37 protein-coding genes are annotated in these 23,554 nt (G+C 65.2%); 1 reads left to right on the plus strand and 36 read right to left on the minus strand.

Features of this window, described 5'->3' with window-relative positions:
• Positions 1 to 161 precede the first annotated feature (161 nt).
• The 12 genes from C8N38_RS19545 to rpsM form a co-directional block, all read right to left on the minus strand.
• Positions 162 to 878: an ATP12 family chaperone protein gene (locus tag C8N38_RS19545; protein ID WP_108028812.1), complete on the minus strand. Its 717-nt coding sequence runs from the start codon at positions 876 to 878 to the stop codon at positions 162 to 164.
• A complete protein-coding gene (locus C8N38_RS19550) occupies positions 875 to 1,546 on the minus strand; it encodes an HAD-IA family hydrolase (RefSeq protein ID WP_108028813.1) in 672 nt (223 codons plus the stop codon). Before C8N38_RS19550 ends, C8N38_RS19545 begins: the two co-directional genes overlap by 4 nt.
• Positions 1,543 to 2,586, minus strand: coding sequence for an RluA family pseudouridine synthase (locus C8N38_RS19555; protein WP_108028814.1), 1,044 nt, complete (start codon positions 2,584 to 2,586; stop codon positions 1,543 to 1,545). The genes C8N38_RS19550 and C8N38_RS19555 overlap by 4 nt, the downstream gene beginning before the upstream one ends.
• Positions 2,583 to 2,963, minus strand: a complete 381-nt coding sequence (crcB, locus tag C8N38_RS19560) for a fluoride efflux transporter CrcB (RefSeq protein WP_108028815.1) — start codon at positions 2,961 to 2,963, stop codon at positions 2,583 to 2,585. The genes C8N38_RS19555 and crcB overlap by 4 nt, the downstream gene beginning before the upstream one ends.
• 31 nt (positions 2,964 to 2,994) lie before the next feature.
• Entirely contained in the window at positions 2,995 to 4,317 is a 1,323-nt protein-coding gene (locus tag C8N38_RS19565; protein WP_108028816.1) for a replication-associated recombination protein A, read from the minus strand.
• A gap of 23 nt (positions 4,318 to 4,340) precedes the next feature.
• Positions 4,341 to 5,729: a trypsin-like peptidase domain-containing protein gene (locus C8N38_RS19570; RefSeq protein ID WP_108028817.1), complete on the minus strand. Its 1,389-nt coding sequence runs from the start codon at positions 5,727 to 5,729 to the stop codon at positions 4,341 to 4,343.
• Between the two features lie 135 nt (positions 5,730 to 5,864).
• On the minus strand, positions 5,865 to 6,455 hold the full coding sequence (locus tag C8N38_RS19575) for an acyl-homoserine-lactone synthase (RefSeq protein ID WP_108028818.1): 591 nt from the start codon (positions 6,453 to 6,455) through the stop codon (positions 5,865 to 5,867).
• 54 nt (positions 6,456 to 6,509) lie between these two features.
• Entirely contained in the window at positions 6,510 to 7,121 is a 612-nt protein-coding gene (locus tag C8N38_RS19580) for a helix-turn-helix transcriptional regulator (protein WP_108028819.1), read from the minus strand.
• A 513-nt stretch (positions 7,122 to 7,634) separates the two neighbouring features.
• Positions 7,635 to 8,054 (minus strand): 50S ribosomal protein L17, encoded by a 420-nt coding sequence (gene rplQ / locus C8N38_RS19585; RefSeq protein WP_108028820.1) that lies wholly within the window; start codon positions 8,052 to 8,054, stop codon positions 7,635 to 7,637.
• 120 nt (positions 8,055 to 8,174) lie between these two features.
• Positions 8,175 to 9,191 (minus strand): DNA-directed RNA polymerase subunit alpha, encoded by a 1,017-nt coding sequence (locus tag C8N38_RS19590; protein WP_108028821.1) that lies wholly within the window; start codon positions 9,189 to 9,191, stop codon positions 8,175 to 8,177.
• Between the two features lie 116 nt (positions 9,192 to 9,307).
• Positions 9,308 to 9,697 (minus strand): 30S ribosomal protein S11, encoded by a 390-nt coding sequence (gene rpsK / locus C8N38_RS19595; RefSeq protein WP_075784681.1) that lies wholly within the window; start codon positions 9,695 to 9,697, stop codon positions 9,308 to 9,310.
• 15 nt (positions 9,698 to 9,712) lie between these two features.
• Positions 9,713 to 10,081, minus strand: a complete 369-nt coding sequence (rpsM, locus tag C8N38_RS19600) for a 30S ribosomal protein S13 (protein WP_075784680.1) — start codon at positions 10,079 to 10,081, stop codon at positions 9,713 to 9,715.
• Positions 10,082 to 10,522: 441 nt separating this feature from the next.
• Here rpsM and C8N38_RS19605 point away from each other — a divergent pair, with 441 nt between their 5' ends.
• Positions 10,523 to 11,368 (plus strand): hypothetical protein, encoded by an 846-nt coding sequence (locus C8N38_RS19605; RefSeq protein WP_108028822.1) that lies wholly within the window; start codon positions 10,523 to 10,525, stop codon positions 11,366 to 11,368.
• Between the two features lie 45 nt (positions 11,369 to 11,413).
• Here the strand turns inward: C8N38_RS19605 and C8N38_RS19610 are convergent, their stop codons facing one another.
• The 24 genes from C8N38_RS19610 to C8N38_RS22175 all read right to left on the minus strand — a co-directional run.
• Entirely contained in the window at positions 11,414 to 12,058 is a 645-nt protein-coding gene (locus C8N38_RS19610; RefSeq protein WP_108028823.1) for an adenylate kinase, read from the minus strand.
• On the minus strand, positions 12,055 to 13,413 hold the full coding sequence (secY, locus tag C8N38_RS19615) for a preprotein translocase subunit SecY (protein WP_108028824.1): 1,359 nt from the start codon (positions 13,411 to 13,413) through the stop codon (positions 12,055 to 12,057). Before secY ends, C8N38_RS19610 begins: the two co-directional genes overlap by 4 nt.
• 118 nt (positions 13,414 to 13,531) lie before the next feature.
• A complete protein-coding gene (rplO, locus tag C8N38_RS19620; RefSeq protein ID WP_108028825.1) occupies positions 13,532 to 14,008 on the minus strand; it encodes a 50S ribosomal protein L15 in 477 nt (158 codons plus the stop codon).
• 258 nt (positions 14,009 to 14,266) lie between these two features.
• Complete coding sequence (gene rpmD, locus C8N38_RS19625; RefSeq protein ID WP_075784675.1) at positions 14,267 to 14,455, minus strand: 50S ribosomal protein L30; 189 nt, start codon at positions 14,453 to 14,455, stop codon at positions 14,267 to 14,269.
• A gap of 12 nt (positions 14,456 to 14,467) precedes the next feature.
• Complete coding sequence (rpsE, locus tag C8N38_RS19630; protein ID WP_075784674.1) at positions 14,468 to 15,031, minus strand: 30S ribosomal protein S5; 564 nt, start codon at positions 15,029 to 15,031, stop codon at positions 14,468 to 14,470.
• A gap of 11 nt (positions 15,032 to 15,042) precedes the next feature.
• A complete protein-coding gene (gene rplR / locus C8N38_RS19635; protein WP_075784673.1) occupies positions 15,043 to 15,402 on the minus strand; it encodes a 50S ribosomal protein L18 in 360 nt (119 codons plus the stop codon).
• A gap of 11 nt (positions 15,403 to 15,413) precedes the next feature.
• Positions 15,414 to 15,947 (minus strand): 50S ribosomal protein L6, encoded by a 534-nt coding sequence (rplF, locus tag C8N38_RS19640; protein ID WP_108028826.1) that lies wholly within the window; start codon positions 15,945 to 15,947, stop codon positions 15,414 to 15,416.
• Between the two features lie 11 nt (positions 15,948 to 15,958).
• Positions 15,959 to 16,357 (minus strand): 30S ribosomal protein S8, encoded by a 399-nt coding sequence (gene rpsH, locus C8N38_RS19645; protein WP_108028827.1) that lies wholly within the window; start codon positions 16,355 to 16,357, stop codon positions 15,959 to 15,961.
• A gap of 12 nt (positions 16,358 to 16,369) precedes the next feature.
• Positions 16,370 to 16,675, minus strand: coding sequence for a 30S ribosomal protein S14 (gene rpsN, locus C8N38_RS19650; protein WP_075784671.1), 306 nt, complete (start codon positions 16,673 to 16,675; stop codon positions 16,370 to 16,372).
• 21 nt (positions 16,676 to 16,696) lie between these two features.
• The gene (rplE, locus tag C8N38_RS19655; RefSeq protein WP_108028828.1) at positions 16,697 to 17,260 is read right to left on the minus strand and encodes a 50S ribosomal protein L5; all 564 of its coding nucleotides are present in this window, start codon (positions 17,258 to 17,260) and stop codon (positions 16,697 to 16,699) included.
• Positions 17,253 to 17,567 (minus strand): 50S ribosomal protein L24, encoded by a 315-nt coding sequence (gene rplX / locus C8N38_RS19660; RefSeq protein WP_108028829.1) that lies wholly within the window; start codon positions 17,565 to 17,567, stop codon positions 17,253 to 17,255. The genes rplE and rplX overlap by 8 nt, the downstream gene beginning before the upstream one ends.
• Complete coding sequence (gene rplN / locus C8N38_RS19665; RefSeq protein ID WP_005621870.1) at positions 17,567 to 17,935, minus strand: 50S ribosomal protein L14; 369 nt, start codon at positions 17,933 to 17,935, stop codon at positions 17,567 to 17,569. The genes rplX and rplN overlap by 1 nt, the downstream gene beginning before the upstream one ends.
• A 64-nt stretch (positions 17,936 to 17,999) precedes the next feature.
• Positions 18,000 to 18,233, minus strand: coding sequence for a 30S ribosomal protein S17 (gene rpsQ / locus C8N38_RS19670; RefSeq protein WP_108028830.1), 234 nt, complete (start codon positions 18,231 to 18,233; stop codon positions 18,000 to 18,002).
• Positions 18,234 to 18,247: 14 nt separating this feature from the next.
• On the minus strand, positions 18,248 to 18,448 hold the full coding sequence (gene rpmC, locus C8N38_RS19675; protein WP_108028831.1) for a 50S ribosomal protein L29: 201 nt from the start codon (positions 18,446 to 18,448) through the stop codon (positions 18,248 to 18,250).
• Between the two features lie 223 nt (positions 18,449 to 18,671).
• Complete coding sequence (rplP, locus tag C8N38_RS19680) at positions 18,672 to 19,085, minus strand: 50S ribosomal protein L16 (RefSeq protein ID WP_075784666.1); 414 nt, start codon at positions 19,083 to 19,085, stop codon at positions 18,672 to 18,674.
• 19 nt (positions 19,086 to 19,104) lie between these two features.
• Positions 19,105 to 19,809 (minus strand): 30S ribosomal protein S3, encoded by a 705-nt coding sequence (gene rpsC / locus C8N38_RS19685; protein ID WP_075784665.1) that lies wholly within the window; start codon positions 19,807 to 19,809, stop codon positions 19,105 to 19,107.
• Entirely contained in the window at positions 19,809 to 20,189 is a 381-nt protein-coding gene (gene rplV / locus C8N38_RS19690) for a 50S ribosomal protein L22 (RefSeq protein ID WP_108028832.1), read from the minus strand. The genes rpsC and rplV overlap by 1 nt, the downstream gene beginning before the upstream one ends.
• Before the next feature lie 5 nt (positions 20,190 to 20,194).
• Positions 20,195 to 20,473, minus strand: a complete 279-nt coding sequence (gene rpsS / locus C8N38_RS19695) for a 30S ribosomal protein S19 (RefSeq protein ID WP_108028833.1) — start codon at positions 20,471 to 20,473, stop codon at positions 20,195 to 20,197.
• A gap of 3 nt (positions 20,474 to 20,476) precedes the next feature.
• Complete coding sequence (gene rplB / locus C8N38_RS19700; protein ID WP_108028834.1) at positions 20,477 to 21,316, minus strand: 50S ribosomal protein L2; 840 nt, start codon at positions 21,314 to 21,316, stop codon at positions 20,477 to 20,479.
• 126 nt (positions 21,317 to 21,442) lie between these two features.
• Positions 21,443 to 21,739, minus strand: a complete 297-nt coding sequence (locus C8N38_RS19705; RefSeq protein ID WP_042456841.1) for a 50S ribosomal protein L23 — start codon at positions 21,737 to 21,739, stop codon at positions 21,443 to 21,445.
• A complete protein-coding gene (rplD, locus tag C8N38_RS19710; protein ID WP_108028835.1) occupies positions 21,736 to 22,356 on the minus strand; it encodes a 50S ribosomal protein L4 in 621 nt (206 codons plus the stop codon). The genes C8N38_RS19705 and rplD overlap by 4 nt, the downstream gene beginning before the upstream one ends.
• Positions 22,353 to 23,078: a 50S ribosomal protein L3 gene (gene rplC / locus C8N38_RS19715; protein WP_108028836.1), complete on the minus strand. Its 726-nt coding sequence runs from the start codon at positions 23,076 to 23,078 to the stop codon at positions 22,353 to 22,355. The genes rplD and rplC overlap by 4 nt, the downstream gene beginning before the upstream one ends.
• A gap of 14 nt (positions 23,079 to 23,092) precedes the next feature.
• Complete coding sequence (rpsJ, locus tag C8N38_RS19720) at positions 23,093 to 23,401, minus strand: 30S ribosomal protein S10 (RefSeq protein ID WP_042456850.1); 309 nt, start codon at positions 23,399 to 23,401, stop codon at positions 23,093 to 23,095.
• 56 nt (positions 23,402 to 23,457) lie between these two features.
• On the minus strand, positions 23,458 to 23,554 hold a 97-nt coding region (locus C8N38_RS22175; RefSeq protein ID WP_146176322.1), incomplete at its 5' end, for an EF-Tu C-terminal domain-related protein.

Here is a 23,554-nt window from a genome sequence, read left to right on the forward strand (position 1 = left end):
GCGTGGCTATGAGAGATCCCAACCCCTCTGCGCCTCAAGTTTGGGCAAAATACCGCCATCAGGTCAAGGGCACAGGGGGTCCCCGCGCTTTCCCCGGCGGGCAGGGCTGCGACCATTGTGGCTTGCACAGTATTTAGGCAGCCGGGATCACCCCGGCGGCATCAGCGCGATGCCCGGGACAGATCGAGAAAACGCCGGGCCTGCAGGAAGTCGCGCCGCCGGGCGGCCGCGGCCTCGGCGGCCTCGGCATCGCTGCCCCATTGCTCTTCCTGCCAGGTTTCGTCGATCCGCGACAGATCCCACAGCCGTTCGGGGGTCTCGACCGTCTCGGCGGCCGCCAGTCCGATCACCAGGGAACCCGAGAGCCCGACCAGATCGTGCAGCGCGGTCAGTTCGAACGGGTCGAAACCGGCGACGCGGGCCCGGAGCCGTGCCAGGCTCTCGGCCGGTTGACGCATCGGAATCACCCCCACCGTGGGGGTTAGCGGCGCGCCCAGCGCCTCGGCCGCCCAGGCCAGCAAGGGGTCCCAGGCCGCGGCCTGACGGCGGGCCAGCGCGGGCGGGCTTTCGGCGCGGTGGCACAGCAGGTCGCTTTCGCCATAGGCGGCGATCAGCTCGGCCACCTCTGCCCGCTGCACACGCACCTTGTCGATGGCGGCATTGGCGGCCCGGGTGACCGGCATGGTCAGCGGCGCAACCTGGGCGTCCTGCGCGTCCCATTCAAGCGCGATGGCCTCGGCCATGGCGCGGGTCGGCACCACCAGCGGCATCTTGGCGGGGGTCTTGACCGGGCGTCCGTCCAGCAGCACCGCATAGCCGCCCTCGGCCGCGTCGATGCCCGCCTCGGTCCAGAAGCGTTTGAGCGCCCATTCGGTCATGCCATCTCTCCCACCAGCGCCAGTACCGCCGCGGGCAGGTCGGCAAAGCGCTCGACCACCGCATCGGCCGCGCCCAGACGGTCGGCCGGGTGATAGCCCCAGGCCACGGCCAGGGTGCGAACACCGGCCGCGCGGCCCATTTCCATGTCGAATTCGGTGTCGCCGATCATCACCGCCCGGTCGGGCGCGACCCCGGTCTCGGCCAGTGCCGCCAGCACCATCGAGGGATGCGGCTTCGAGGGGTGATCGTCCGACACCTGCCGGGTGGCGAACTGTCCGGACAGCCCATGCGCCTCGAGGATCGCGTCGAGCCCGCGCCGGGACTTGCCGGTGGCGATGCCCAATTCCATTCCCTCGACGCCAGCCAGCGCCGCCAGCGCTTCTCTTGCACCGGTGAAAAGCGGCGACGCCGCCTGCCCGACCCGGAGCGCGAAGAATTGCTGCCGGTAGGCCTCGACCATGCGGTCGAGCCGCTCTGCGGGCGCATCGGGGGCAAGCGCCGCCAGTGCCAGCGGCAGCGACAGGCCGACGACGCCAAGCACCTCGTCATGGGGCGGCAGCGGCAGGCCCTCGGCGGCAAAGGCCGCCTCCATCGCCCCGGCGATATGGGCCTGACTGTCGACGAGGGTGCCATCGACATCGAAAAGGGCAAGACGGCGAACGGTCATTCCAGATCCTCGAAGGGGTCGATCGGCACATCGGTCTCGGACCAGCCGAGCATGTCCCAGGTGCGTTTCATATGCGGCGGCAGCGGCGCGGTCAGTTTCAGATGCGCCCCGGTCACCGGATGGGTCAGCGACAGGTGGCGGGCATGCAGATGCAGCTTGCGGCTGATCTCGCCGCCCAGCTGGGCGCCCCAGCCCTCGCCCAGGTTCTCCTGCCCCGAACCGCCATATTTGCCGTCGCCGACGATGGGGTGCCCGATCTCGGCCATATGCGCGCGCAGCTGGTGGGTGCGGCCCGTGACCGGGACCAGCGCGCACCAGCTGGCCCGCGTGCCCAGCGCCGACAGAACCGCGTAATCCGACGTGGCGCGCTTGGCGCCCTCGGTCTGGTCGACCTTGGCGGGATGGATGCACAGCATCTTTTCGCCCTCGCCGCCCGAGCCGTGCCCCGGCGCCTTGACCAGCCCGAAGCGGATCGTGCCCATCCGGGGATGCGGCACGCCCGCCACCACGGCCCAGTAGATCTTGCGGGTCTCGCGAGCGCGGAAGGCGGCGGTCAGGTCCTTGGCGACGGCGCGGGTCCGCGCGAGGATCAGCACGCCCGAGGTGTCGCGGTCGAGCCGGTGCACGAGGCGCGGGTTCTCGTCATAGCCGAAGCGCAACGCCTCGCCCATGCCGTCGACATGGCGCGCCTGCCCGCTGCCGCCCTGCACCGGCAGGCCCGGCGGCTTGTTCAGCACGAGGACATGGGCGTCGCGGAAGATCACGCAGCCGCGGATCATCTCGGCATCGGCGTCCGAAACCCTGGGTTTCGGCGCGGCTTCGATCTCGCCCGGGTCGGGCAGCGGCGGCACCCGCACCTGCTGGCCCGCCTCGAGCCGGGTCGCGGGCTTGACCCGGCCGCCATCGACCCGGATCTCGCCCTTGCGGCAAAGCTTTTCGATGCGCCCCTGCGAGACATGGGGAAACTGCCGCCGGAACCAACGGTCGAGCCGCTGGTCGCCATCGCCGGGGGCCACGGTCAGGGTCTGCACACCGCTCATGCCAGAAGGCTCCGCATCAGCCAGAAGGCCAGCGCGATAGCCCCCAGCGACAAGATCAGCGACCCGGCCACATAGGCCATCGCCAGTTCGGCCTGGCCGCGTTCGTAAAGGGTCAGCGCGTCCAGCGAGAAGGACGAAAAGGTGGTGAACCCGCCCAACAGACCGATCTGGAAGAAGGGCGCGAAGGGCGCGCCGCCCTTTTTGGCCAGAACCACGATCAGCACCCCCATCAGGAACGAGCCAAGGATATTGACGAAGATCGTGCCCCAGGGAAAGCCGCGCCCCAGAAGCGAGGTCATCGCCACGCCGGACAGATAGCGGCCCACGGAGCCGATCGCGCCCCCGAGGGCGACTTGCAGGAGTGTCGCGCCAGTCATGGGCTTCCCATCGCGCCGCCGCGCGGGCTTGTCAACTGTCCTGCCGCCGGTCGCGCAGCTTTGAGAAATAGTCCAGCCGCCGTTTCAGCTCGCGTTCGAACCCGCGCTCGACGGGCGTGTAGTAGACCCCCCGCTTCATGCTGTCGGGAAAGTAGTTCTGGCCCGAAAAGCCGTCCTCGGCGTCGTGGTCGTACTGATAGCCCGCGCCATAGCCCTGGTCCTTCATCAGCCGGGTCGGCGCGTTCAGGATATGCTTGGGCGGAGGTTCAGACCCGGTCTTCTGCGCCGCCTGCCGCGCCGCCTTGTAGGCGCTGTAGCCCGCGTTCGATTTCGGCGCGAGCGCAAGATAGATCACCGCCTGGGCCAGCGCCAGTTCGCCCTCGGGCGAGCCCAGCCGTTCATAGACCGACCAGGCATCGAGGCAGATCGTCTGGGCCTGCGGATCGGCAAGGCCGATATCCTCGATGCTCATGCGGGTGATGCGGCGGGCCAGAAAGCGCGGATCTTCGCCGCCCTCCAGCATCCGGGTCAGCCAGTAAAGCGCGGCGTCGGGGTCCGAACCGCGCACCGACTTGTGCAGCGCCGAAATCAGGTTGTAATGGCCGTCGCCGCTTTTGTCGTATTGCGCGGCGCGTTTCTGCAGCCGCCGCGCCAGATCGGCGGGCGCGAGCGACCCCGTCACCTTCCAGGCCATGACCTGCTCGATCAGGTTCAGAAGGGCGCGCCCGTCGCCATCGGCCATGGCGATCAGGTCGTCCCGGGCCTCGCCGGTCAGGGGCAGCGGGCGGCCAAGCTCGTGCTCGGCGCGCTGCGCCAGCAGCTCCAGATGCGCGGGGTCGAGCCGTTCCAGCACCAGCACCTGCGCCCGGGACAGCAGCGCCGCGTTCAGTTCGAAGCTTGGGTTCTCGGTCGTGGCCCCCACCAGAAGGATCGTCCCATCCTCCATATGCGGCAGAAACCCGTCCTGCTGGGCCTTGTTGAAGCGGTGGATCTCGTCGACGAACAGAAGCGTGCCCTGCCCGTTGGCATGGCGCAGCCGCGCCGCCTCGAACACCTTCTTGAGATCGGCCACGCCCGAGAAGATCGCGCTGATCTGCACGAAGGCCAGATCGGTCTCGTCGGCCAGCAGCCGGGCGATGGTGGTCTTGCCGACGCCGGGCGGCCCCCAGAACACCAGCGAGGACAGCGTGCCCGAGGCCAGCATCACCCCCAGCGGCGCCTCGGGGCCCAGCACATGGTCCTGCCCGATCACCTCGGCCAGCCGCCGCGGCCGCAGCCGGTCGGCCAGCGGGCGCGGCCCGGCCCCGGTCCGGTCCGGCGCGGTCTTGGGGGTCTGGTCGAAAAGGTCAGCCATCGGCAGAGCCTACGCCGAAGCCGTCAGACACGAAAGCGCAAGACGCTGCGCCGCCCGCCCCGGAGATATTCGACATACCAGCTGCGCCCACCCTCACGCGCGGCCCGGGCCACATCTGCGGTGGTGGCAACGGGCCGGTCGTTGATCTGCAGCAGGATGTCGCCGGGCGCCAGCCCGACGCGGCCGCCGACCGATCCGGGATCGGTGACCAGAACGCCCGAAAGCCCTGAGGGCAGGCCGTTTTCCTGCAAAACGGCGGGATTGAGGTTCACCACGGAAAGACCCGCCAGCACGCTTTGCCCGCGCACCGTCAGCGGGTCGCGCGGCGGCGTCTCGGGCGGGGCGATCAGATCGACGCGGGCGGTGCGTGGCCGACCATCGCCCTGATGCAGATAGCTGACTTCGATCTGGCGGCCGACGCCCTCGGCCGAGAGACGGAACAGCATCTCCTGCGGGGTGTTGACCGGATCGCCGCCCAGCGACAGCACCACATCGCCGACCCCAAGCCCCGCGGCGCGGAACGGGCTTTCGGGATGCAGCTCGTTCAGGACCACGCCACGCGGCGTGTCCATCCCCAGCGCCTCGGCCAGGCCCGCATCGACCGGCTGGCCCGCAAGCCCCGCCCAGGGGCGCTGGAACCGCCGCGCGCCGGTCTGGGCCTGTTCGATGAAGCGCGAGACCAGATTGGCGGGAATCGCGAAGCCGATGCCGTTCGACCCGCCCGAGCGCGACAGGATCGCGGTATTGATGCCGACGAGCCGCCCGGCCATGTCGACGAGCGCGCCGCCGGAATTGCCCGGGTTGATCGCCGCGTCTGTCTGGATGAAATAGCCGCGCCCGCCACCGATCGAGAGCCCAGAGCGGGCGAGCCCCGAGACGATGCCCGAACTGACGGTCTGGCCGATCCCGAAGGGGTTGCCGATTGCCAGAACCAGATCGCCGACCTCGATTTCGTCGGAATCGCGCAACGGCAACGAGGGCAGGTCGCGCGCGCCGGTCAGTTGCAGGACGGCCAGATCGGCCTCTTCGTCGGCCAGCAGCACCTGGGCGTCGAATTCGCGGCGGTCGGCCAGAACGACCCGGATCTGATCGGCGCGGCCGACGACATGGTAGTTCGAGACGACCATCCCGTCCGGCGACACGATCACCCCCGACCCCAGCGCGTTCTCGACCCGGGGCTGGGCCCGGCCGAAATTGCGGAAGAGATCGGAAAAGAAGGGATCGGCGGCAAAGGGTGTCGGCGCGTCGGCGACTGTGCGGCTGGTAAAGACGTTGACCACCGCCGGGGCGGCTTCGCGGACCACCGGGGCAAAGCTCAGCTGGATCTCGGCCCGGCTGTCGGGGGCGCGGGTCTCGGCCCATAGCGGCGCGGCGATCAGCACAAGACAGAGGAATGCGACAAGTCGGGTCATCGAAACGCTCCGGGGCGGCGGCATGGCCGATCATATGAGGCCGCACGCGCCAGAGTGCAACGGCTGCCCTGACCGGGTCGGGCCGGGGCGCCCCGTTGGATGCGCGCCCCGGCCCCCCTCGCCGGTCCGGACGGTCTAGTGAAGGTTGGCGGCGAAGTTCATCGAGATCACCTGGTTCTTGATGCCGTCGATTTCCATCACCGGTCCCATCGCGGTCATGTCGATCCCGACCCGCTTGTTCCAGAGCGGCCAGTTGGCGTTCAGAAGCGCCAGGCACTGGGTCGCGCCAAGGCTCCGGGCGGCCCGGGCCAGTTCCTGCACCAGGTTGAAGTAGATCGGCCGGCGCAGATGCAGCGGCACCTTCTGGGTGACGAAGCAGCGCGAGCTTTCCCAGACGGTTTCGCCGACCGGGGCCTCGTCATAGAGAAGATGCGACGGGATCGTGTCCAGAAGCCCCTTCTGCGCATCGCGGATCATGTAGGAATAGATCCCGCAGCGCGCCGTGGTGGGGGTCAGCCGGTTGCCGGCAAGAACCTGGCCCAGATCGTCATGCACGACGACCCAGCGGCTGGCGGGGGTGTCGTACTGGTCGTATTCCATGCCCATGGCCTCGGGCAGGTCCCACTTGTTGCGCTCGATGAAGAGATCGCGCCTTGCGCGAAGCATGTTCGCAAAAAGCTCGCCATGGTTGTGGAGATTTTCAAAGGAAAGAGTCGTGGTCTGCATAGGTGCCTCCTGCAGGGTGGTGGTGGGTAAGAACCGTGCGGAGGGCGACTGCGTTCAAAGCAGTCTGTAGTCTTTTGCGCGCTGAATCGCTTCGGCCGTCGTGCGCGCCATCAGCCTCTGTCGGGCAGAGGACAATCTGGCCTTGAGCGCACTTTCGGAGATTCCCAGCTTGCAGGCCGCAGCTGCATGGCGATCGCCATCCGCAATGCATTTCAGCGCATCGATCTGAGCCTTGGTGAGCTCTTGCGGTGGCTCGGTCATGTCGTGAAGACGACGCACGAGGGCTTCGATCTCGGCGATCTCGGCATCCTCGAATTCCCGATCTGCTCTTGCCACACTCGCAATGGTTCTGGAGGTGATAGGCCCCCAGGAGATCGTCACGCCGTACTTGAGGCCGAACCGCGCGGCATCGAGGAAGATGCCGAAGGGATCGGGCATGTTTTCATTGCTCCACCGTGTCGCGCCGGTGGTTGAAAAGCCCCAGGCGACCGACGGGTCGCGCAGGAGGTAGCCATGTTCGGTATAACGCGCCAGCCACTCTGGCGCATACGTCTGGAATGCCAGCAACGGGGAGGTAAAGCGGATGTGCAAGCCGATATTGTATCCCTGAGGCGCAAGCGCATCGAGGGTCCGCAGTTCCCGATCGAACACCGACTTTTCGAACATGGCTTTTTAGACAAGTTGCCTCGATGCCAGTCAACCGTAAATTGACGTTGGTTACGTGTAGTTTTGTTTGAGTCTGTCGGAGCAATCAGTGCGGGCAATGCATCCTGGTTTGTTCAATCGTGTCATGCGCTTGCCGACACCCCTTCGGACCGAGATCCTGGAATATGCGGGCTCGGCACAGGTGGAGGATGCCCAGCTTCTATCTTTGCTCGATGACGCTGTCGCGCGCATCGAGCACGCTGGCCTGACGGCGCAGGAGCGCCCGGGCCAACCCAAGGGCCGCCGCAACGCGGCCTGAGATCATGGCGCCTGGGGGGGCGTGGATCCGGGGGAACGAAAACGAAGGGGCCCTGCCGATTGGCTGGGCCCCATGTTTTTCCGGGGCTCTCCGGCTTTCCCGAAGACGTCCCGCTCATTTTTACGTTGTGCCGTTTCCGGTGCTTCGTGTCCGATGCGCCGGTATCGGCCCGCCCGGGCCCGCGCAAGGCAGGCCTTCCCGGCGGGCCGGGAGGATCAGTCCTCGGCCGACTCTTCGGCTTCCAGACGGGCGCGGTCCGCAAGGCCCTTGGCGTCGAGATCGCGGTCGACGAATTCGACGATGGCCATCGGGGCCATGTCGCCATAGCGGAAACCGGCTTTCAGCACGCGGACATAGCCGCCATTGCGTTCGGCATAGCGCGGGCCGAGCACCTCGAAAAGTTTCGCAACATGGGCGTCCTGTTTCAGGCGCGCCGCAGCCTGACGGCGGGCGTGCAGGTCGCCGCGCTTGCCAAGCGTAATCAGCTTGTCGGCAATGCGCTTGAGTTCCTTGGCCTTGGGCAGCGTGGTCTTGATCTGCTCGTGCTCGATCAGCGAGCCGGCCATGTTGGCGAACAGCGCCTTGCGGTGTTCGTGGGTACGGTTCAGGCGGCGATAGCCGCGGGCGTGACGCATTTCAAACTCCTACGTTTTGCTTTGTCCGGCGGTCCTGCGTTCGGAACCGCTCTCCTTGGGGCGGAATTGCCCGGGTCTTGCACGCCGGGCGGACCTGCCGCCCGGCGCGAATTGGGTGCCTCAGAACTGGTCCTCGAATTTCTTGGCCAGTTCCTCGATGTTTTCCGGCGGCCATTCCTCGACATCCATGCCGAGGTGCAGGCCCATGCCGGACAGCACTTCCTTGATCTCGTTCAGCGACTTGCGACCGAAGTTCGGGGTCCGCAGCATTTCGGCCTCGGTCTTCTGAATGAGGTCACCGATATAGACGATGTTGTCGTTCTTCAGGCAGTTCGCCGAGCGGACCGACAGTTCCAGTTCGTCCACCTTCTTCAGCAGAAGCGGATTGAACTCGAGCCCGTCATCGTCCGACTCGCGGCTGGCCGATTCCGGTTCGTCGAAGTTGACGAAGATCGACAGCTGGTCCTGCAGGATGCGCGCGGCAAAGGCCACGGCGTCGTCCGGCGTGACCGACCCGTCGGTCTCGATCTTCAGGGTCAGCTTGTCATAGTCCAGAACCTGACCCTCGCGGGTCGGCTGGACGTCATAGGCCACCTTCTTCACCGGCGAATAGATCGCATCGATCGGAATGAGGCCGATCGGCGCGTCTTCGGGCCGGTTCTTGTCGGCGGCGACATAGCCCTTGCCGGTGTTCACGGTCAGTTCCATGAACAGGTCGGCCCCGTCGTCGAGGTGGCAGACCACGTGATCGCGGTTCAGGACCTCGATCCCGGCGCTTTCCGAGATGTCGCCGGCGGTGACGACGCCCGGCCCCTTGGCCGAGATCGACAGGCGTTTCGGCCCCTCGACATCCATCCGCAGAGCGATGCCCTTGAGGTTCAGCACGATGTCGGTGACATCCTCGCGGACCCCGGCCACCGACGAGAACTCATGCAGCACGTTGTCGATCTGGACGGAGGTGATAGCCGCCCCCTGCAGCGAGCTCATCAGCACCCGGCGCAGCGCGTTGCCGAGCGTCAGCCCGAAGCCCCGCTCCAGCGGCTCGGCCACGACCGTCGCCTGGCGCGACGGATCGTTGCCCGGCTTGATCTCGAGCTGGGTCGGCTTGATGAGTTCCTGCCAGTTCTTGTGGATCATGCGTGTCTCCTCAATTCCTGCCCGCAGCCCATGTCCAGAAGCAGCAGACGCCCGAGGTCAATTAAGACAGGCGCGGGCCACGCGGAAGCCGCGCAGCCCGAGCGAAAGGTTCGAAATCAGACCCGGCGGCGTTTCGGCGGACGGCAGCCGTTATGCGCGATCGGGGTCACGTCGCGAATCGACGTGATGTTGAAGCCGATGGCAGCCAGCGCACGCAGCGCGCTTTCACGGCCCGAACCGGGGCCCTGCACTTCGACTTCGAGCGTCTTGACGCCATGTTCCTGAGCCTTGCGGCCGGCATCCTCGGCAGCCATCTGGGCGGCATAGGGGGTCGACTTGCGCGAGCCCTTGAAGCCCATGGTCCCGGCCGACGACCAGGCGATGGCGTTGCCCTGAACGTCCGAGATCAGGATCTTGGTGTTGTTGAAGGACGAGTTCACATGCGCCACACCGGCGGCGATGTTCTTGCGTTCCTTGCGGCGGACCCGGGTTTTATCGCGTGCCATATCTCGAGCCCTCCCTTATTTCTTCTTGCCGGCGATGGGTTTCGCCGGGCCCTTGCGGGTACGGGCGTTGGTATGCGTCCGCTGACCGCGAACCGGCAGGTTGCGGCGGTGACGCAGGCCGCGATAGCAGCCGAGGTCCATCAGGCGCTTGATGTTCATCTGAACTTCGCGGCGCAGGTCGCCCTCGACGGTCAGGTTGGCGTCGATATGTTCGCGGATCGACAGCACCTCGGCGTCCGACAGCTCGTTGACCCGGCGGGTCTTGTCGATGCCGACGGCCTCGCAGATCGCGTCGGCCGTGGTCGGCCCGATGCCATGGATGTAGGTCAGGGCGATCGGCACCCGTTTCCCGGTGGGGATGTTGACGCCAGCAATACGTGCCACGCGCAATATTCCTTTCGTTGCGGTTCCGTCGCTCCAGAACCTTTTTTCACAACTATGGCCCGAAAGCCTGTCGCCTCCGGGCCGCCTTGATCGGACCGCCGATTCGGGTCAGCTTCACCCGCCTGCGGCAATTGGTCGATTCTCTATCGAGACGCCGTGCGTAGGGCGATTCCACGCACCCGTCAAGGGTATTCGTAAGCTGTCAAGATCCATTTCGACGATTTGCCACCCATGCGCCGCATCGCACCTGGGCAGCCATCGCGATGGACCGGGGGCCGCCGGGGCGCTATCCTTTCGGTTGTATCCCTCGCCCGCGGGCCGCGGCAGCGGCGTCCGCATGTCCTGCCAGAAAGGAGGACCCGCGTGAAGTCTTCTGCCACACGGTCCCGTCCGCGCGCGCCCGTCAGGACCGCAGCCGCGCCGGGCCAGGCATCCTCTTCCATGCCCGCGACCGCCACGCTCGATACCCTCAGGGGCCTTGCAGAGATCAGCGCCCCTGTCCAGCGGTTGCGCGCCCTCGGACCGCCCCTGCAGCGCGAGGTCGACACCTCGCCCAGCCCCTTCCTGCCCACCTACGGCCAGAACGAGACGCCGGCCTGGAAGAAGGAAACCGGCATCCCGAAATGGGCGCTGGACGAGCTTGGCGGCAACGAGGAGGTGACGCTGATCTGCAGCCTGAAGGACGGCATCATCGGCAGCGTCTATTTCCCCGAGGGCGGGCGCATCCGGACGACCCATGGCAGCGGACCGGAAAAGGAGCAGACACCCGAGCGCGAGACCCAGCAGTTCAACATGGACATGAGCAAGGCCCGCAAGATCTTCAAGGACGGCTCGCCCAAGCTTCTGGCCAAGCTTTACGACAAGACCGACGCGACCAAGACCGAGGAAGAGCGCAAGAAGGCGGCCGCCAAGGCCTGGGACCGTGCCTTCAAGAGCTGGCTGTCAAACCAGCTGGTCAAGACCCCCAAGGACAAGCTGCCCGACTGGATCGAACCCGTCACCGATCCCGACACCGCCTTCGACCCCACGACCGGAGCACCGCCCAAGGACAGGAAGCTGTTCGAGGTGTTCACCACGCTCGAAGGCGTCGTCACCGGCTGGCACCCGTCGCGCGGGCTGGCCGCCAAGTTCCAGACCAGCAAGAAGGTGGTGAACGTGCTGAACGCCGCCATCGCGCAGATCAAGGGCATCAAGGACCCGGGCGAACGGAACAAGGCCTTCTATGCCTATATCGAACCCCGCATCCCCGAATTCGCCGCCCAGATCAGAAAGCCCGACGAGGTGTGACGGCCCGCCGCCCTGCTGGGGCGGGCCGTGCGGATCCGTGCCGGATCAGGAGTCGAGAATGGCCTTGATCGCACCCGAGACCTCGTCGATCTCGGCCAGACCGTCGACCCCGGTCAGATCGCCCTTGGCATAGTAATAGCCGATCAGCGGCGAGGTCTTCTTGTAGTATTCCATCAGCCGCTGACGCAGGCTGGTCTCGTTGTCGTCGGCCCGGCGCTTGAACTCGGTGCCGCCGCATTTGGTGCATTTGCCGTCGGCCGGGATCGGCCTGGTCAGGTCGTTATAGACCTCGCCGCAGCTGCCGCAGGTCGAGCGCGCGGTGATCCGGGCGACCAGCGCCTCGTCATCGACCCGCATCTCGATCACGGCATCGAGCTTCTGCCCCATCCGGTCCAGCAACGCGCCAAGCGCATCGGCCTGGGCCAGCGTCCGCGGAAAGCCGTCGAAGATGAACCCGCCCCCGGCGCCCGCCTCAAGCTTCTCGGCGATCAGGCCGATCACGATCTCGTCGGTCACCAGTTCGCCGCGGTCCATGACCTCGGCCACCTTCCGTCCCATCTCGGTGCCCGAACTGCGCGCCTCGCGCAGCATGTCACCGGTGGAAAGCTGGGTCATGCCCCGTTCCTCCACGAGCCGGCGGGCTTGCGTGCCCTTACCGGCTCCGGGCGGGCCCAGTAGGATGATGTTCATCTGCGAGCTGTCCCTTTTCTTGCGCCTTTGCGCTTGCGCCTGAGTTGCGATTTTTCGATCAGCCCCTCGTACTGATGCGCCAGCAGGTGGGACTGGATCTGTTGGATCGTGTCCATCGTCACCGACACCACGATCAGGACGGACGTGCCGCCGAAGTAGAACGGAATGGCCAGTTGCGACCGCAGGATCTCGGGCAGCAGACACACCAGCGCCAGATAGGCCGAGCCCAGCACCAGGACCCGCGTCACGACATAGTCCAGATAGTCCTGGGTCCGCTTGCCGGGACGAATGCCGGGGATGAAGCCGTTCTGGTTCTTGAGGTTGTCGGCCACGTCCTCGGTCTTGAAGGCCACGTTGAACGTGTAGAAGTAGGTGAAGAACACGATCATGGCCGAGAAGAACAGCAGGTACAGCGGCTGACCGGGTCCGAAATAGGCCAGGATCACCGACATCACCGGCCCGGTCTGGGTGCCCGAGAAGGTCGAGATCGTGGTCGGCAGCAGAAGCAGCGACGAGGCGAAGATCGCCGGGATCACGCCCGCCGGGTTGACCTTGACCGGCAGGTGGCTCGACCCGCCGTCATACATCTTCATGCCGACCTGACGGCGCGGATACTGGATATGGATCTTGCGCAGCGCGCGTTCCATGAAGACCACGAAGGCGATCACCAGAACGACCATCACCAGCACGCCGATGATCACGCCCGGATGGATCGCGCCCGACCGCCCCTGGCTGAGGAACTGCGCCAGCGCCGCCGGGGCCTGGGCGATGATGCCCACGAAGATGATCAGCGAGATGCCGTTACCGACGCCGCGGGCGGTGATCTGTTCGCCGAGCCACATCAGGAACATGGTGCCGCCGACGATGGTGATCACCGTTGAGGCCCGGAAGAACCAGCCCGGATCGGTCGCGAGGTTGCCCGCCTCGAGGCTGACCGCCAGCCCGTAAGCCTGGAACGCCGCCAGGAACACCGTGCCATAGCGGGTATACTGGTTGATCTTCTTGCGGCCCTGTTCGCCCTCTTTCTTGAGCGCCTCGAGCTGCGGAACCATCGCCGCCAGAAGCTGGACGATGATCGAGGCCGAGATATACGGCATGATCCCCAGAGCGAAGATCCCCATCCGTCCCAGCGCGCCGCCGGTGAACATCGACAGGATGCCGCCGAGCCCGGTCGAAGCGCGCTCCATGAAGTCGCGAAGCGCCGCCCCGTCGATGCCGGGAACGGGGATGTAGGTGCCAAGCCGGTAGACGATCAGAAGCCCCAGGGTGAACAGGATCCTCTGGCGAAGCTCGGTGGCCTTGCCAAAGGCCCCCCAGCTCATGTTCGCCGCCATTTGCTCTGCTGCTGATGCCATGCTGAGCCTCTTTCAAGGACAGCGCCGCCGGACCGTCTTCCGGCTCCGGCGGCGCATTGGAAAACTAGGGGAGATTTAAGCGGCGCGGACGCCGCCCACAATCCCTTAATTCGAAGCCTTACGCGGCCTCGGCCGCAACGGTCGCGACCTTGAGCGACCCGCCGGCCTTCTCGACCGCCTCGATGGCGGCTTTCGAGGCACCGGTAACTTCGATCGAAAGCTTCGACGTCACTTCGCCTTTCGCCAGCACGCGGATGCCGTCGAGCTTGCGGCGCACCAGACCCGAGGCGACCAGCGCGTCTTCGGTGATCGCGGCCGAGCCATCGAGTTTGCCGGCCTCGACGAATTTCTGGATCAGGCCCAGGTTCACCACCGCATAGTCCTTGCGGTTCGGCTTGTTGAAGCCGCGCTTGGGCAGACGTTGGTAGAGCGGCATCTGACCGCCTTCATACCCGTTGATCGCCACGCCCGAGCGGGATTTCTGACCCTTGATACCGCGACCGGCGGTCTTGCCCTTGCCCGAGCCCGGGCCGCGGCCGACCCGTTTGGCCTTCTTTGCGGCGCCGTCATTGTCGCGCAGTTCATGCAGTTTCATGTCGCTTCTCCTTTGCCGGACGCGCCCCCGAAGCGAATTGGGCGGCCACGGCGTTTCTTGACTGTTTCCGGGCGGCCCTGCGGGGCCACCGGGGGCGTATAGACGCAGAGCCGCCGCGAAGCAAGGGATTCGCAGGCGCCCGCTTCCGGCGCCCTGCCCTCCCCGTCTTGCCCTGCCCTGCCCGCGCCGCAGCGTCCCCGCGAAACGGCAAAGGCGCCCCGGGTTCCCGGAGCGCCTTTCAGATCTGCGAACGGGCGATCAGCCGCGCTCTTCGATGATCTCGACCAGGTGCGGGATCTTGGCGACCATGCCGCGGATCGCGGGGGTGTCTTCCAGTTCCCGGGTCTTGTGCATCTTGTTCAGCCCCAGACCGATCAGGGTTCGGCGCTGGATGTCGGGGCGGCGGATCGGCGAGCCGATCTGCTTGACGACGATGGTCTTGGCCATGCTCGGATCTCCTTACGCTTCGGCCGCTTCGGCAACCGGCGCATCGTCCTTCTTGAGGATTTCAGCGACCTTCTTGCCACGGCGTTGCGCAACCTGACGCGGCGAGCTTTCGCGGGCAAGCCCGTCCAGCGTCGCGCGGATCATGTTGTAGGGGTTCTGCGAACCGATCGACTTGGCGACCACGTCCTGGACGCCCAGCATCTCGAACACGGCGCGCATCGGACCGCCGGCGATGATCCCGGTCCCTTGCGGGGCGGTGCGCATCACAACGCGGCCCGCACCATGGCGGCCCTCAATGTCATGGTGCAGGGTGCGGCCTTCGCGCAGCGGGACGCGCATCAGGCTGCGTTTGGCCTGCTCGGTCGCCTTGCGGATCGCCTCGGGCACTTCCTTGGCCTTGCCCTTGCCGAAGCCGACGCGGCCCTTCTGGTCGCCCACCACCACGAGAGCGGCAAAGCCGAAGCGCTTGCCCCCCTTCACGGTCTTGGACACGCGGTTGATCGCCACGAGACGATCGGCGAATTCCGGGGTTTCCTCGCGATCGCGACGGTCCCGGCGGTTCTCACGTTCTGCCATATCTCGTCTCCTTAGAACTTCAGGCCGCCTTCACGCGCGGCGTCGGCCAGAGCCTTGACGCTGCCGTGAAAGAGGAAGCCGCCGCGGTCGAAGTAGCATTCCTCGACGCCGGCTTTCTTGGCGCGCTCGGCGATGGCCGAGCCCACCTTGGCCGCCGCCTCGACGTTGTTCTTGCCGATGACGCCCAGCTCTTTCTCGAGCGAGGAGGCCGCGGCCAGGGTCACGCCCTGAACGTCGTCGATCAGCTGCACGCTGATGTTCTTGTTGCTGCGATGAACCGACAGGCGAAGCCGCCCGGCATTCATCTTGCGAAGCTTGTTCCGAACGCGCAGGCGGCGTTTCAGGAACAGGTGTCTTTTGCTGTTTGCCATCTGTCGCGCCCTTACTTCTTCTTGCCTTCCTTACGGAAGATGAACTCACCCTTGTAGCGGATGCCCTTGCCCTTGTAGGGCTCGGGGCCGCGCCACTCGCGGATGTTCGCGGCAACCTGGCCGACCTGTTGCTGGTCGATGCCTTCCACCACGATCTCGGTCGGTTTCGGGGCGGTCACGGTGATGCCCTGCGGAACCTCGAAGTTGACTTCGTGCGAGTAGCCGAGGTTCAGCTTGAGCACGTTGCCCTGCATCGCGGCCCGGTAGCCGACGCCCTGGATCTCAAGCTCGCGCTTGAAGCCCTCGGTCACGCCCTTGACGAGGTTCTGAACCATCGTCCGGGACATGCCCCATTGCTGACGGGCGCGCTTCGACGTGCCGCGCGGCGTGACGCTGACGGCGTTATCCTCGACCGCGATGGTGACATCGTCGGTCGCGGTAAAGCTGCGGGTGCCCTTGGGCCCCTTCACTTCGACGGTCTGGCCGGAGACGGATGCCGAAACACCCGACGGCAGCTCGACCGGTTTCTTACCAATACGAGACATTGCCTTCCTCCTTAGAACACCGTGCAGAGCACTTCGCCGCCGACATTCGCCGACCGCGCAGCCGCATCCGACATCACGCCCTTGGACGTCGACACGATCGACACACCCAGACCTTGGCGCACCGAGGGCAGGTCCTTCACGCTCATGTAGACGCGCCGGCCGGGGGTTGAGACGCGCTTGACTTCGCGAATGACCGGCTGGCCTTCATAGTATTTCAGGCTGACTTCCAGCTCGGGCAGGCCGGTCTTGCCGGTCGTGGCCTCGTAGCCGCGGATGTAGCCTTCGTCTTTCAGCACGTCGAGCACCCAGGCGCGAAGCTTGGAGGCGGGCGTACGCACCGTCGATTTGCCACGCATCTGCGCGTTGCGGATGCGGGTCAGCATATCGCCGAGAGGATCGTTCACGGACATCTCTTCCCCTCCTTACCAGCTCGACTTCACCATGCCGGGGATCTGGCCCATCGAGCCCAGATCGCGCAGCATGATCCGCGAGATTTTCAACTTGCGGTAATAGGCGTGCGGACGCCCGGTGAGCTGGCAGCGGTTGTGCAGCCGGGTTGCCGAGGAATTGCGCGGCAGCTTGGCGAGCTTGAGGCGCGCCTTGAACCGCTCTTCCATCGGAAGATCCTCGTTGGTCGCGATCTCTTTCAGCTTGGCGCGTTTGGCGGCGTATTTCTCCACCAGGCGCTGGCGCTTGAGTTCGCGCTCGACCATAGATTTCTTAGCCATGTGGTGTTCTCCCTCCCGCGATCAGCTGTTGAACGGCATGTTGAAATGCTTCAACAGCGCCTTCGCTTCCGCGTCGGTACGCGCGGTGGTGGCAATGACGATATCCATGCCCCAGACCTCGTCGACCTTGTCGTACTCGATCTCGGGGAACACGATGTGCTCTTTCAGGCCCATCGCGTAGTTGCCGCGGCCGTCGAAGGCCTTGCCCGAGACGCCCCGGAAGTCCCGGATGCGCGGCATCGCGATGGTGATCAGGCGGTCGAGGAATTCGTACATCCGGTCGCCGCGCAGCGTGACCTTGGTGCCGAGCGGCATGTCCTCACGGACCCGGAAGCCGGCGATCGACTTCTTGGCCTTGGTGATGACCGCTTTCTGACCGGCGATCCGGCTCAGGTCTTCCTGGGCGGATTTCGACTTCTTGGAATCGCGCACCGCTTCGGCACCGCAGCCGATGTTCAGCACGATCTTGTCGAGCCGCGGGATCATCATGTCGTTCTTGTAGCCGAACTCTTCCTTCAGAGCGGCCCGGATGGTTTCCCGGTAGAGCGACTTGAGGCGCGGGGTGTAGGTGGCAGCATCAAGCATCGATCACTTCCCCCGATTTCTTGGCAAAGCGAACCTTCTTGCCGTCTTCCACGCGGAAGCCGACGCGGGTCGGGCCGCCCTCTTTGGGGTCGACCATGGCGAGGTTCGACAGGTCGATCGGCATGGCTTTCGGCATGCGGCCGCCCTGGCTGGTCTGGGTCTGGCGCTGGTGACGGACCGCCATGTTCAGGCCCTCCACCACGGCCTTGCCGGCCTTGGGGTCGACCGACAGGATGGTGCCTTCACGACCCTTGTCCTTGCCGGCGAGCACGACGACCTTGTCGCCCTTTTTCAGCTTGGCAGCCATCAGAGCACCTCCGGAGCCAGCGAGATGATCTTCATGAAGTTCTTCGCACGCAGTTCGCGCACGACGGGCCCGAAGATCCGGGTGCCGACAGGTTCGTTGTTGTTATTGAGGATCACGGCGGCGTTGCGATCGAAGCGGATCGCGGTGCCGTCCTCGCGGCGGACTTCCTTGGCCGTGCGCACGACGACAGCCTTGCGGACATCGCCTTTCTTGACGCGGCCGCGCGGAATGGCTTCTTTCACGGAAACGACGATGATGTCGCCGACCGAAGCGTATTTCCGCTTGGACCCACCGAGGACCTTGATGCACTGCACCCGGCGTGCGCCGGAGTTGTCAGCGACATCCAGATTGGTCTGCATCTGGATCATTTGGTTTCTCCCGACCTTTGGGAACTGGTCCCAGGGTTTCGCTCAAACCGGAAGGCGGTACAGGTCAGACCTGCGCCACCACCTCCCAGCGTTTCGTCTTCGACTTGGGCGCGCATTCCTGAATGCGGACCATGTCGCCCACCTTGAAGGTGTTGTTCTCGTCGTGAGCCCGGTATTTCTTGGACTTACGGATGGTCTTCTTCAGCACGGGGTGCGTGAAGCGGCGTTCGACCAGGACGGTGACGGTCTGATCGTTCAGATCGCTGGTCACGGTGCCTTGCAGGATACGTTTGGGCATCTGTCAGGCTCCCCTTATTCCGACGCCTTGGCGGCTTTTTCGTTCAGCACCGTTTTCACGCGGGCGACGTCGCGGCGGACTTCGCGGATGCGGGCGGTGTTCTCGAGCGCGTTCGTGGCCTGCTGAAAGCGCAGGTTGAAGGCCTCTTTCTTCAGGCTCGCCAGCGCGTCGCGCAGCTGGTCGGGCGTCTTGTCTCGCAGTTCCTGGGCGTTCATCGCCTTTTTCGTCCTTTCAACATCAACGGAGGGCCCCAAGCCTCTCGCGAGGGTCACCCTGATTCCGATGGAGGTTAGCGGATGAGAGGCCCCCATAAGCCCCTAACCCGAATAAAGCAAGCCCCGATCGCATTCGCCCGGCCGGGCCGCGGTTCGGGAACCACCGGAAAGAAAAGGCCCCCGCCTTGGCGCGGGGGCCCCTCATGATTTCAGGCGACCAGAATTACCAGTCTTCGCGTTCGACGATCCGGGTCTTGATCGGCAGCTTCATGGCCGCCAGACGCAGCGCCTCGCGGGCGATGGTCTCGTTGACACCGTCGATCTCGAACATGATCCGGCCGGGCTTGATCTTCGCGGCCCAGAAATCGACAGACCCCTTCCCTTTACCCATCCGGACCTCGGTCGGTTTGGACGAGACGGGGGTGTCGGGGAAGATCCGGATCCAGACCCGGCCCTGACGTTTCATGTGGCGGGTCAGGGCGCGGCGAGCTGCCTCGATCTGACGCGCGGTCACTCGCTCGGGCTCGGTCGCCTTCAGGCCGAAATGGCCGAAGTTGAGCTCGAATCCGCCTTTAGCCTGGCCGTGAATCCGGCCCTTGTGCATCTTGCGGAATTTCGTGCGCTTGGGTTGCAGCATCTCTGTTCTCCTTCAGGGCTCAGCGGCGCGGACGGGACGGGCCGCTCCCGCCCTCCTGGAGCTCTGCCTGACGACGGTCGCGGGCACTGGGATCGTGCTCCATGATCTCGCCTTTGAAGATCCAGACCTTGATGCCGATGATGCCGTAGGGCGTCGTGGCTTCGGCGGTGGCATAGTCGATGTCGGCGCGCAGCGTGTGCAGCGGCACCCGGCCTTCGCGATACCATTCCGTCCGGGCGATCTCGGCGCCGCCGAGGCGGCCCGACACGTTGACCCGGATGCCAAGCGCACCCATGCGCATGGCGTTCTGCACCGAGCGTTTCATCGCGCGGCGGAAGCTGACCCGACGTTCCAGCTGCTGGGCGATCGATTCCGCCACCAGCTGACCGTCAAGCTCGGGCTTGCGGACCTCGACGATATTGAGGTGCAGCTCGCTCTTGGTCATGTTGGCAAGCTTCTTGCGCAGCGTCTCGATATCCGCGCCTTTCTTGCCGATGATCACGCCCGGACGCGCCGTGTGGATCGTCACACGGCATTTCTTGTGCGGACGCTCGATGATGATGCGGCTGACGCCGGCCTGCTTGCACTCGTCCTTGATGAACTCGCGCATCTTGACGTCTTCGAGAAGAAGATCGCCGTAATCCTTGGTGTCGGCGTACCAGCGGCTGTCCCAGGTCCGGTTGACCTGGAGGCGCATGCCGATCGGATTGACCTTGTGACCCATTAGGCTTGCTCCTCGACCTGGCGGACCTTGATGGTGAGTTCCGAGAACGGCTTCATGATCTTGCCGAAACGGCCACGGGCACGCGGCTGGCCGCGCTTCAGCGTCAGGTTCTTGCCCACATAGGCCTCGGCCACGATCAGTTCGTCGACGTCGAGGTTATGGTTGTTCTCGGCGTTGGCGATCGCGGACTGAAGGCATTTCTTCACGTCTTCGGCGATCCGCTTCTTCGAGAAGGTCAGATCGGCGAGCGCACGGTCGACCTTCTTGCCGCGGATCATCGCGGCGACCAGGTTCAGCTTCTGCGGAGAGGTGCGAAGCATGCGCGTCTTGGCCATCGCTTCATTCTCGGCCACGCGGCGGGGGTTCTTTGCCTTGCCCATGACGCTTACCTCTTCTTCGCTTTCTTGTCGGCCGCGTGACCGTAATAGGTCCGGGTCGGCGAATATTCACCGAACTTCTGGCCGATCATCTCTTCGGTCACCAGCACGGGAATATGCTTGTGGCCGTTGTAGACGCCAAAGGTGAGCCCCACGAACTGGGGCAGGATGGTGGAGCGGCGCGACCAGATCTTGATGACCTCGTTGCGGCTCGACTCGCGGGCTTTCTCGGCCTTCTTGAGGACATAAGAGTCGACGAAGGGGCCTTTCCAGACAGAACGAGACATGGCTTAGCGACCCTTCTTGCGCGCGTGACGGGACCGGAGGATGTACTTGTCGGTCGCCTTGTTGCGGCGCGTCTTGGCGCCTTTGGTCGGCTTGCCCCAGGGGGTCACCGGGTGACGACCACCCGAAGTCCGGCCTTCGCCGCCGCCATGGGGGTGGTCGATCGGGTTCATCACGACGCCGCGGACCGACGGGCGTTTGCCCAGATGGCGGTTGCGGCCGGCCTTGCCGATGTTCTGGTTGCTGTTGTCGGGGTTCGACACCGCGCCCACGGTCGCCATGCATTCCTGACGGACCAGGCGCAGTTCGCCCGACGAAAGCCGGATCTGGGCATAGCCGCCGTCACGGCCGACGAACTGGGCATAGGTGCCCGCGGCACGCGCGATCTGGCCGCCCTTGCCGGGCTTCAGTTCGACGTTGTGCACGATCGTGCCGATCGGCATGCCGGTGAAGGGCATCGCGTTGCCGGGCTTCACGTCGGCCTTCTTCGAGGCGACGACCTTGTCGCCGACGCCCAGGCGCTGCGGCGCCAGGATGTAGGCCTGTTCGCCATCCTCGTAGCGGATCAGGGCGATGAAGGCGGTCCGGTTCGGGTCGTATTCGATCCGTTCAACGGTGCCGACCACATCGAACTTGGTCCGCTTGAAATCAACGATGCGGTAGAGGCGCTTCGCCCCGCCGCCACGGCGACGTGCCGTGATCCGCCCGGCGTTGTTCCGGCCGCCCGATTTGGTCAGGCCCTCGGTGAGGGTCTTGACCGGGCGCCCTTTCCAAAGCTCGGAACGGTCGATCAGAACCAGCCCACGCTGGCCCGGCGTCGTCGGCTTGTACGACTTGAGTGCCATGCTTTCTGTCTTCCGTCAGCTTCGGACCTGAATGGTCCGGTTGTCGTCAGGGGCCCGAAGACCCCGCCTTGAGGAGAAAAAATCCGGCCCCGGTCGGGACCGGGGCCGAAGATTCGCGGCGTTCTATCAGAGACCGGTGGTCACGTCGATAGTGTTGCCCTCTTCGAGGGTCACATAGGCCTTCTTGACGTTCTTGCGGCGGCCGAGAATGCCCTTGAACCGCTTGACCTTGCCCTTGGTGATGGTGGTGTTGACCGCCTTCACCTTGACGCCGAAGAGGTTCTCCACCGCTTCCTTGATCTCGGGCTTGTTCGCGTCCATCGCCACCTCGAAGACCACGGCATTGGCTTCAGAAGCCATCGTCGCTTTCTCGGTGATGATCGGCTTGCGGATCACGTCGTAATGTTCGGGCTTCACGCTCATTTCAGTCGAGCCTCCAGGGCTTCGACACCCGCCTTCGTAAGCACCAGAGTGTCACGGCGGAGGATGTCATAGACGTTGGCGCCCATCGACGGCAGCACATCGAGACCCTCGATGTTGCGGGCCGCCATGGCGAAGTTCTCGTTCACTTCGGCGCCATCGATGATCAGCACGCGCTTCCAGCCCAGGTTCTTGACCGATTTGGCCAGATCCGAGGTCTTGGGCGCGGCCATCTCGGCCGATTCCAGAACGATCAGTTCGCCCGCCTTCAGCTTGGCGCTGAGCGCGTGCTTGAGGCCCAGCTTGCGGAATTTCTTCGGCAGGTCGTGGGCATGGCTGCGCGGGGTCGGGCCCTTGTAGACGCCACCCTTGCGGAAGATCGGCGCGTTCCGGTCCCCGTGACGCGCGCCACCGGTGCCCTTCTGGCGATAGATCTTCTTGGTCGAGTAGCTGGTCTCGGACCGGGTCTTGACCTTGTGGGTGCCAGCCTGCGCGCGGGCGCGCTGCCAGCGCACCACGCGGTGCAGGATGTCGGCGCGGGGCTCGAGGCCGAAGATCTCGTCGCCGAGATCGACGGTGCCGGCCTTGGCGCCGTCCAGTTTGATCACGTCGAGTTTCATTCTTCGCCTCCTTCGGCGGTCGCTTCGGCAGCGGGCGCCTCGGCCTTGGCCGATTTCAGGGCCGCGGGCAGCACCAGATTGTCCGGGGTCGCCTTCTTGACCGCGTCCTTGATGGTGACCCAGCCGCCCTTGGCGCCGGGGACGGCCCCCTTGATCATGATCAGGCCACGATCGGCGTCGGTCTTGACCACCTGCAGGTTCTGCGTGGTGACGCGGGCCGAGCCCAGGTGACCGGCCATCTTCTTGCCCTTGAACACGCGGCCCGGGTCCTGACATTGCCCGGTCGAGCCATGCGAGCGGTGGCTGACCGACACGCCGTGCGAGGCGCGCAGACCGCCGAAATTGTGCCGCTTCATGACACCGGCAAAGCCTTTACCGATCGACGTGCCGCTGACATCGACGAACTGGCCTTCGAAATAGTGGTCGGCCGTGATTTCCTCACCGACGCCGATCAGGTTTTCGGGGGCCACGCGGAATTCCGCGAGCTTCCGCTTGGGCGCGACGCTGGCCTTGGCGAAGTGGCCGCGCATCGGGGCCGACACGCGCTTGGCCTTGGCCGAGCCCGCGCCCAGCTGGACCGCGGTGTAGCCGTCGGTTTCGACGGTCCGCTGGGCCACGACCTGGCAGCCGTCAAGCTGCAGGACGGTGACCGGCACCTGACGGCCGTCGTCCATGAACAGCCGGGTCATGCCCAGCTTCTTTGCGATAACTCCAGAGCGCATCTTTGGTGCCCTCCTCAAACCTTGATTTCGACGTCGACACCGGCAGCCAGGTCGAGCTTCATCAGCGCGTCCACGGTCTGGGGGGTCGGGTCGATGATGTCGAGAAGCCGCTTGTGCGTGCGGATTTCCCATTGATCGCGGGACTTCTTGTCGATGTGGGGGCCACGAAGAACCGTGAATTTTTCGATCTTGTTCGGCAGCGGAATGGGCCCGCGCACCTGGGCGCCGGTCCGCTTGGCGGTGTTCACGATCTCCTGCGTGCTGGCATCCAGAACGCGGTAGTCGAAGGCCTTCAGCCGAATGCGGATATTCTGACTTTGCATGTTTTTGTGCCCTCAGGCTGAAGGGCGGGTCCATCGGACCCGCCCGGGCCTTTTCGTTACTTGATGATCTTGGAGACGACGCCGGCGCCGACGGTGCGGCCGCCTTCGCGGATGGCGAAGCGGAGCTTCTCTTCCATCGCGATCGGCGCGATC

Origin of the sequence: Rhodovulum kholense, assembly GCF_003053725.1 — a bacterium.
GTDB lineage: Bacteria > Pseudomonadota > Alphaproteobacteria > Rhodobacterales > Rhodobacteraceae > Rhodovulum > Rhodovulum kholense.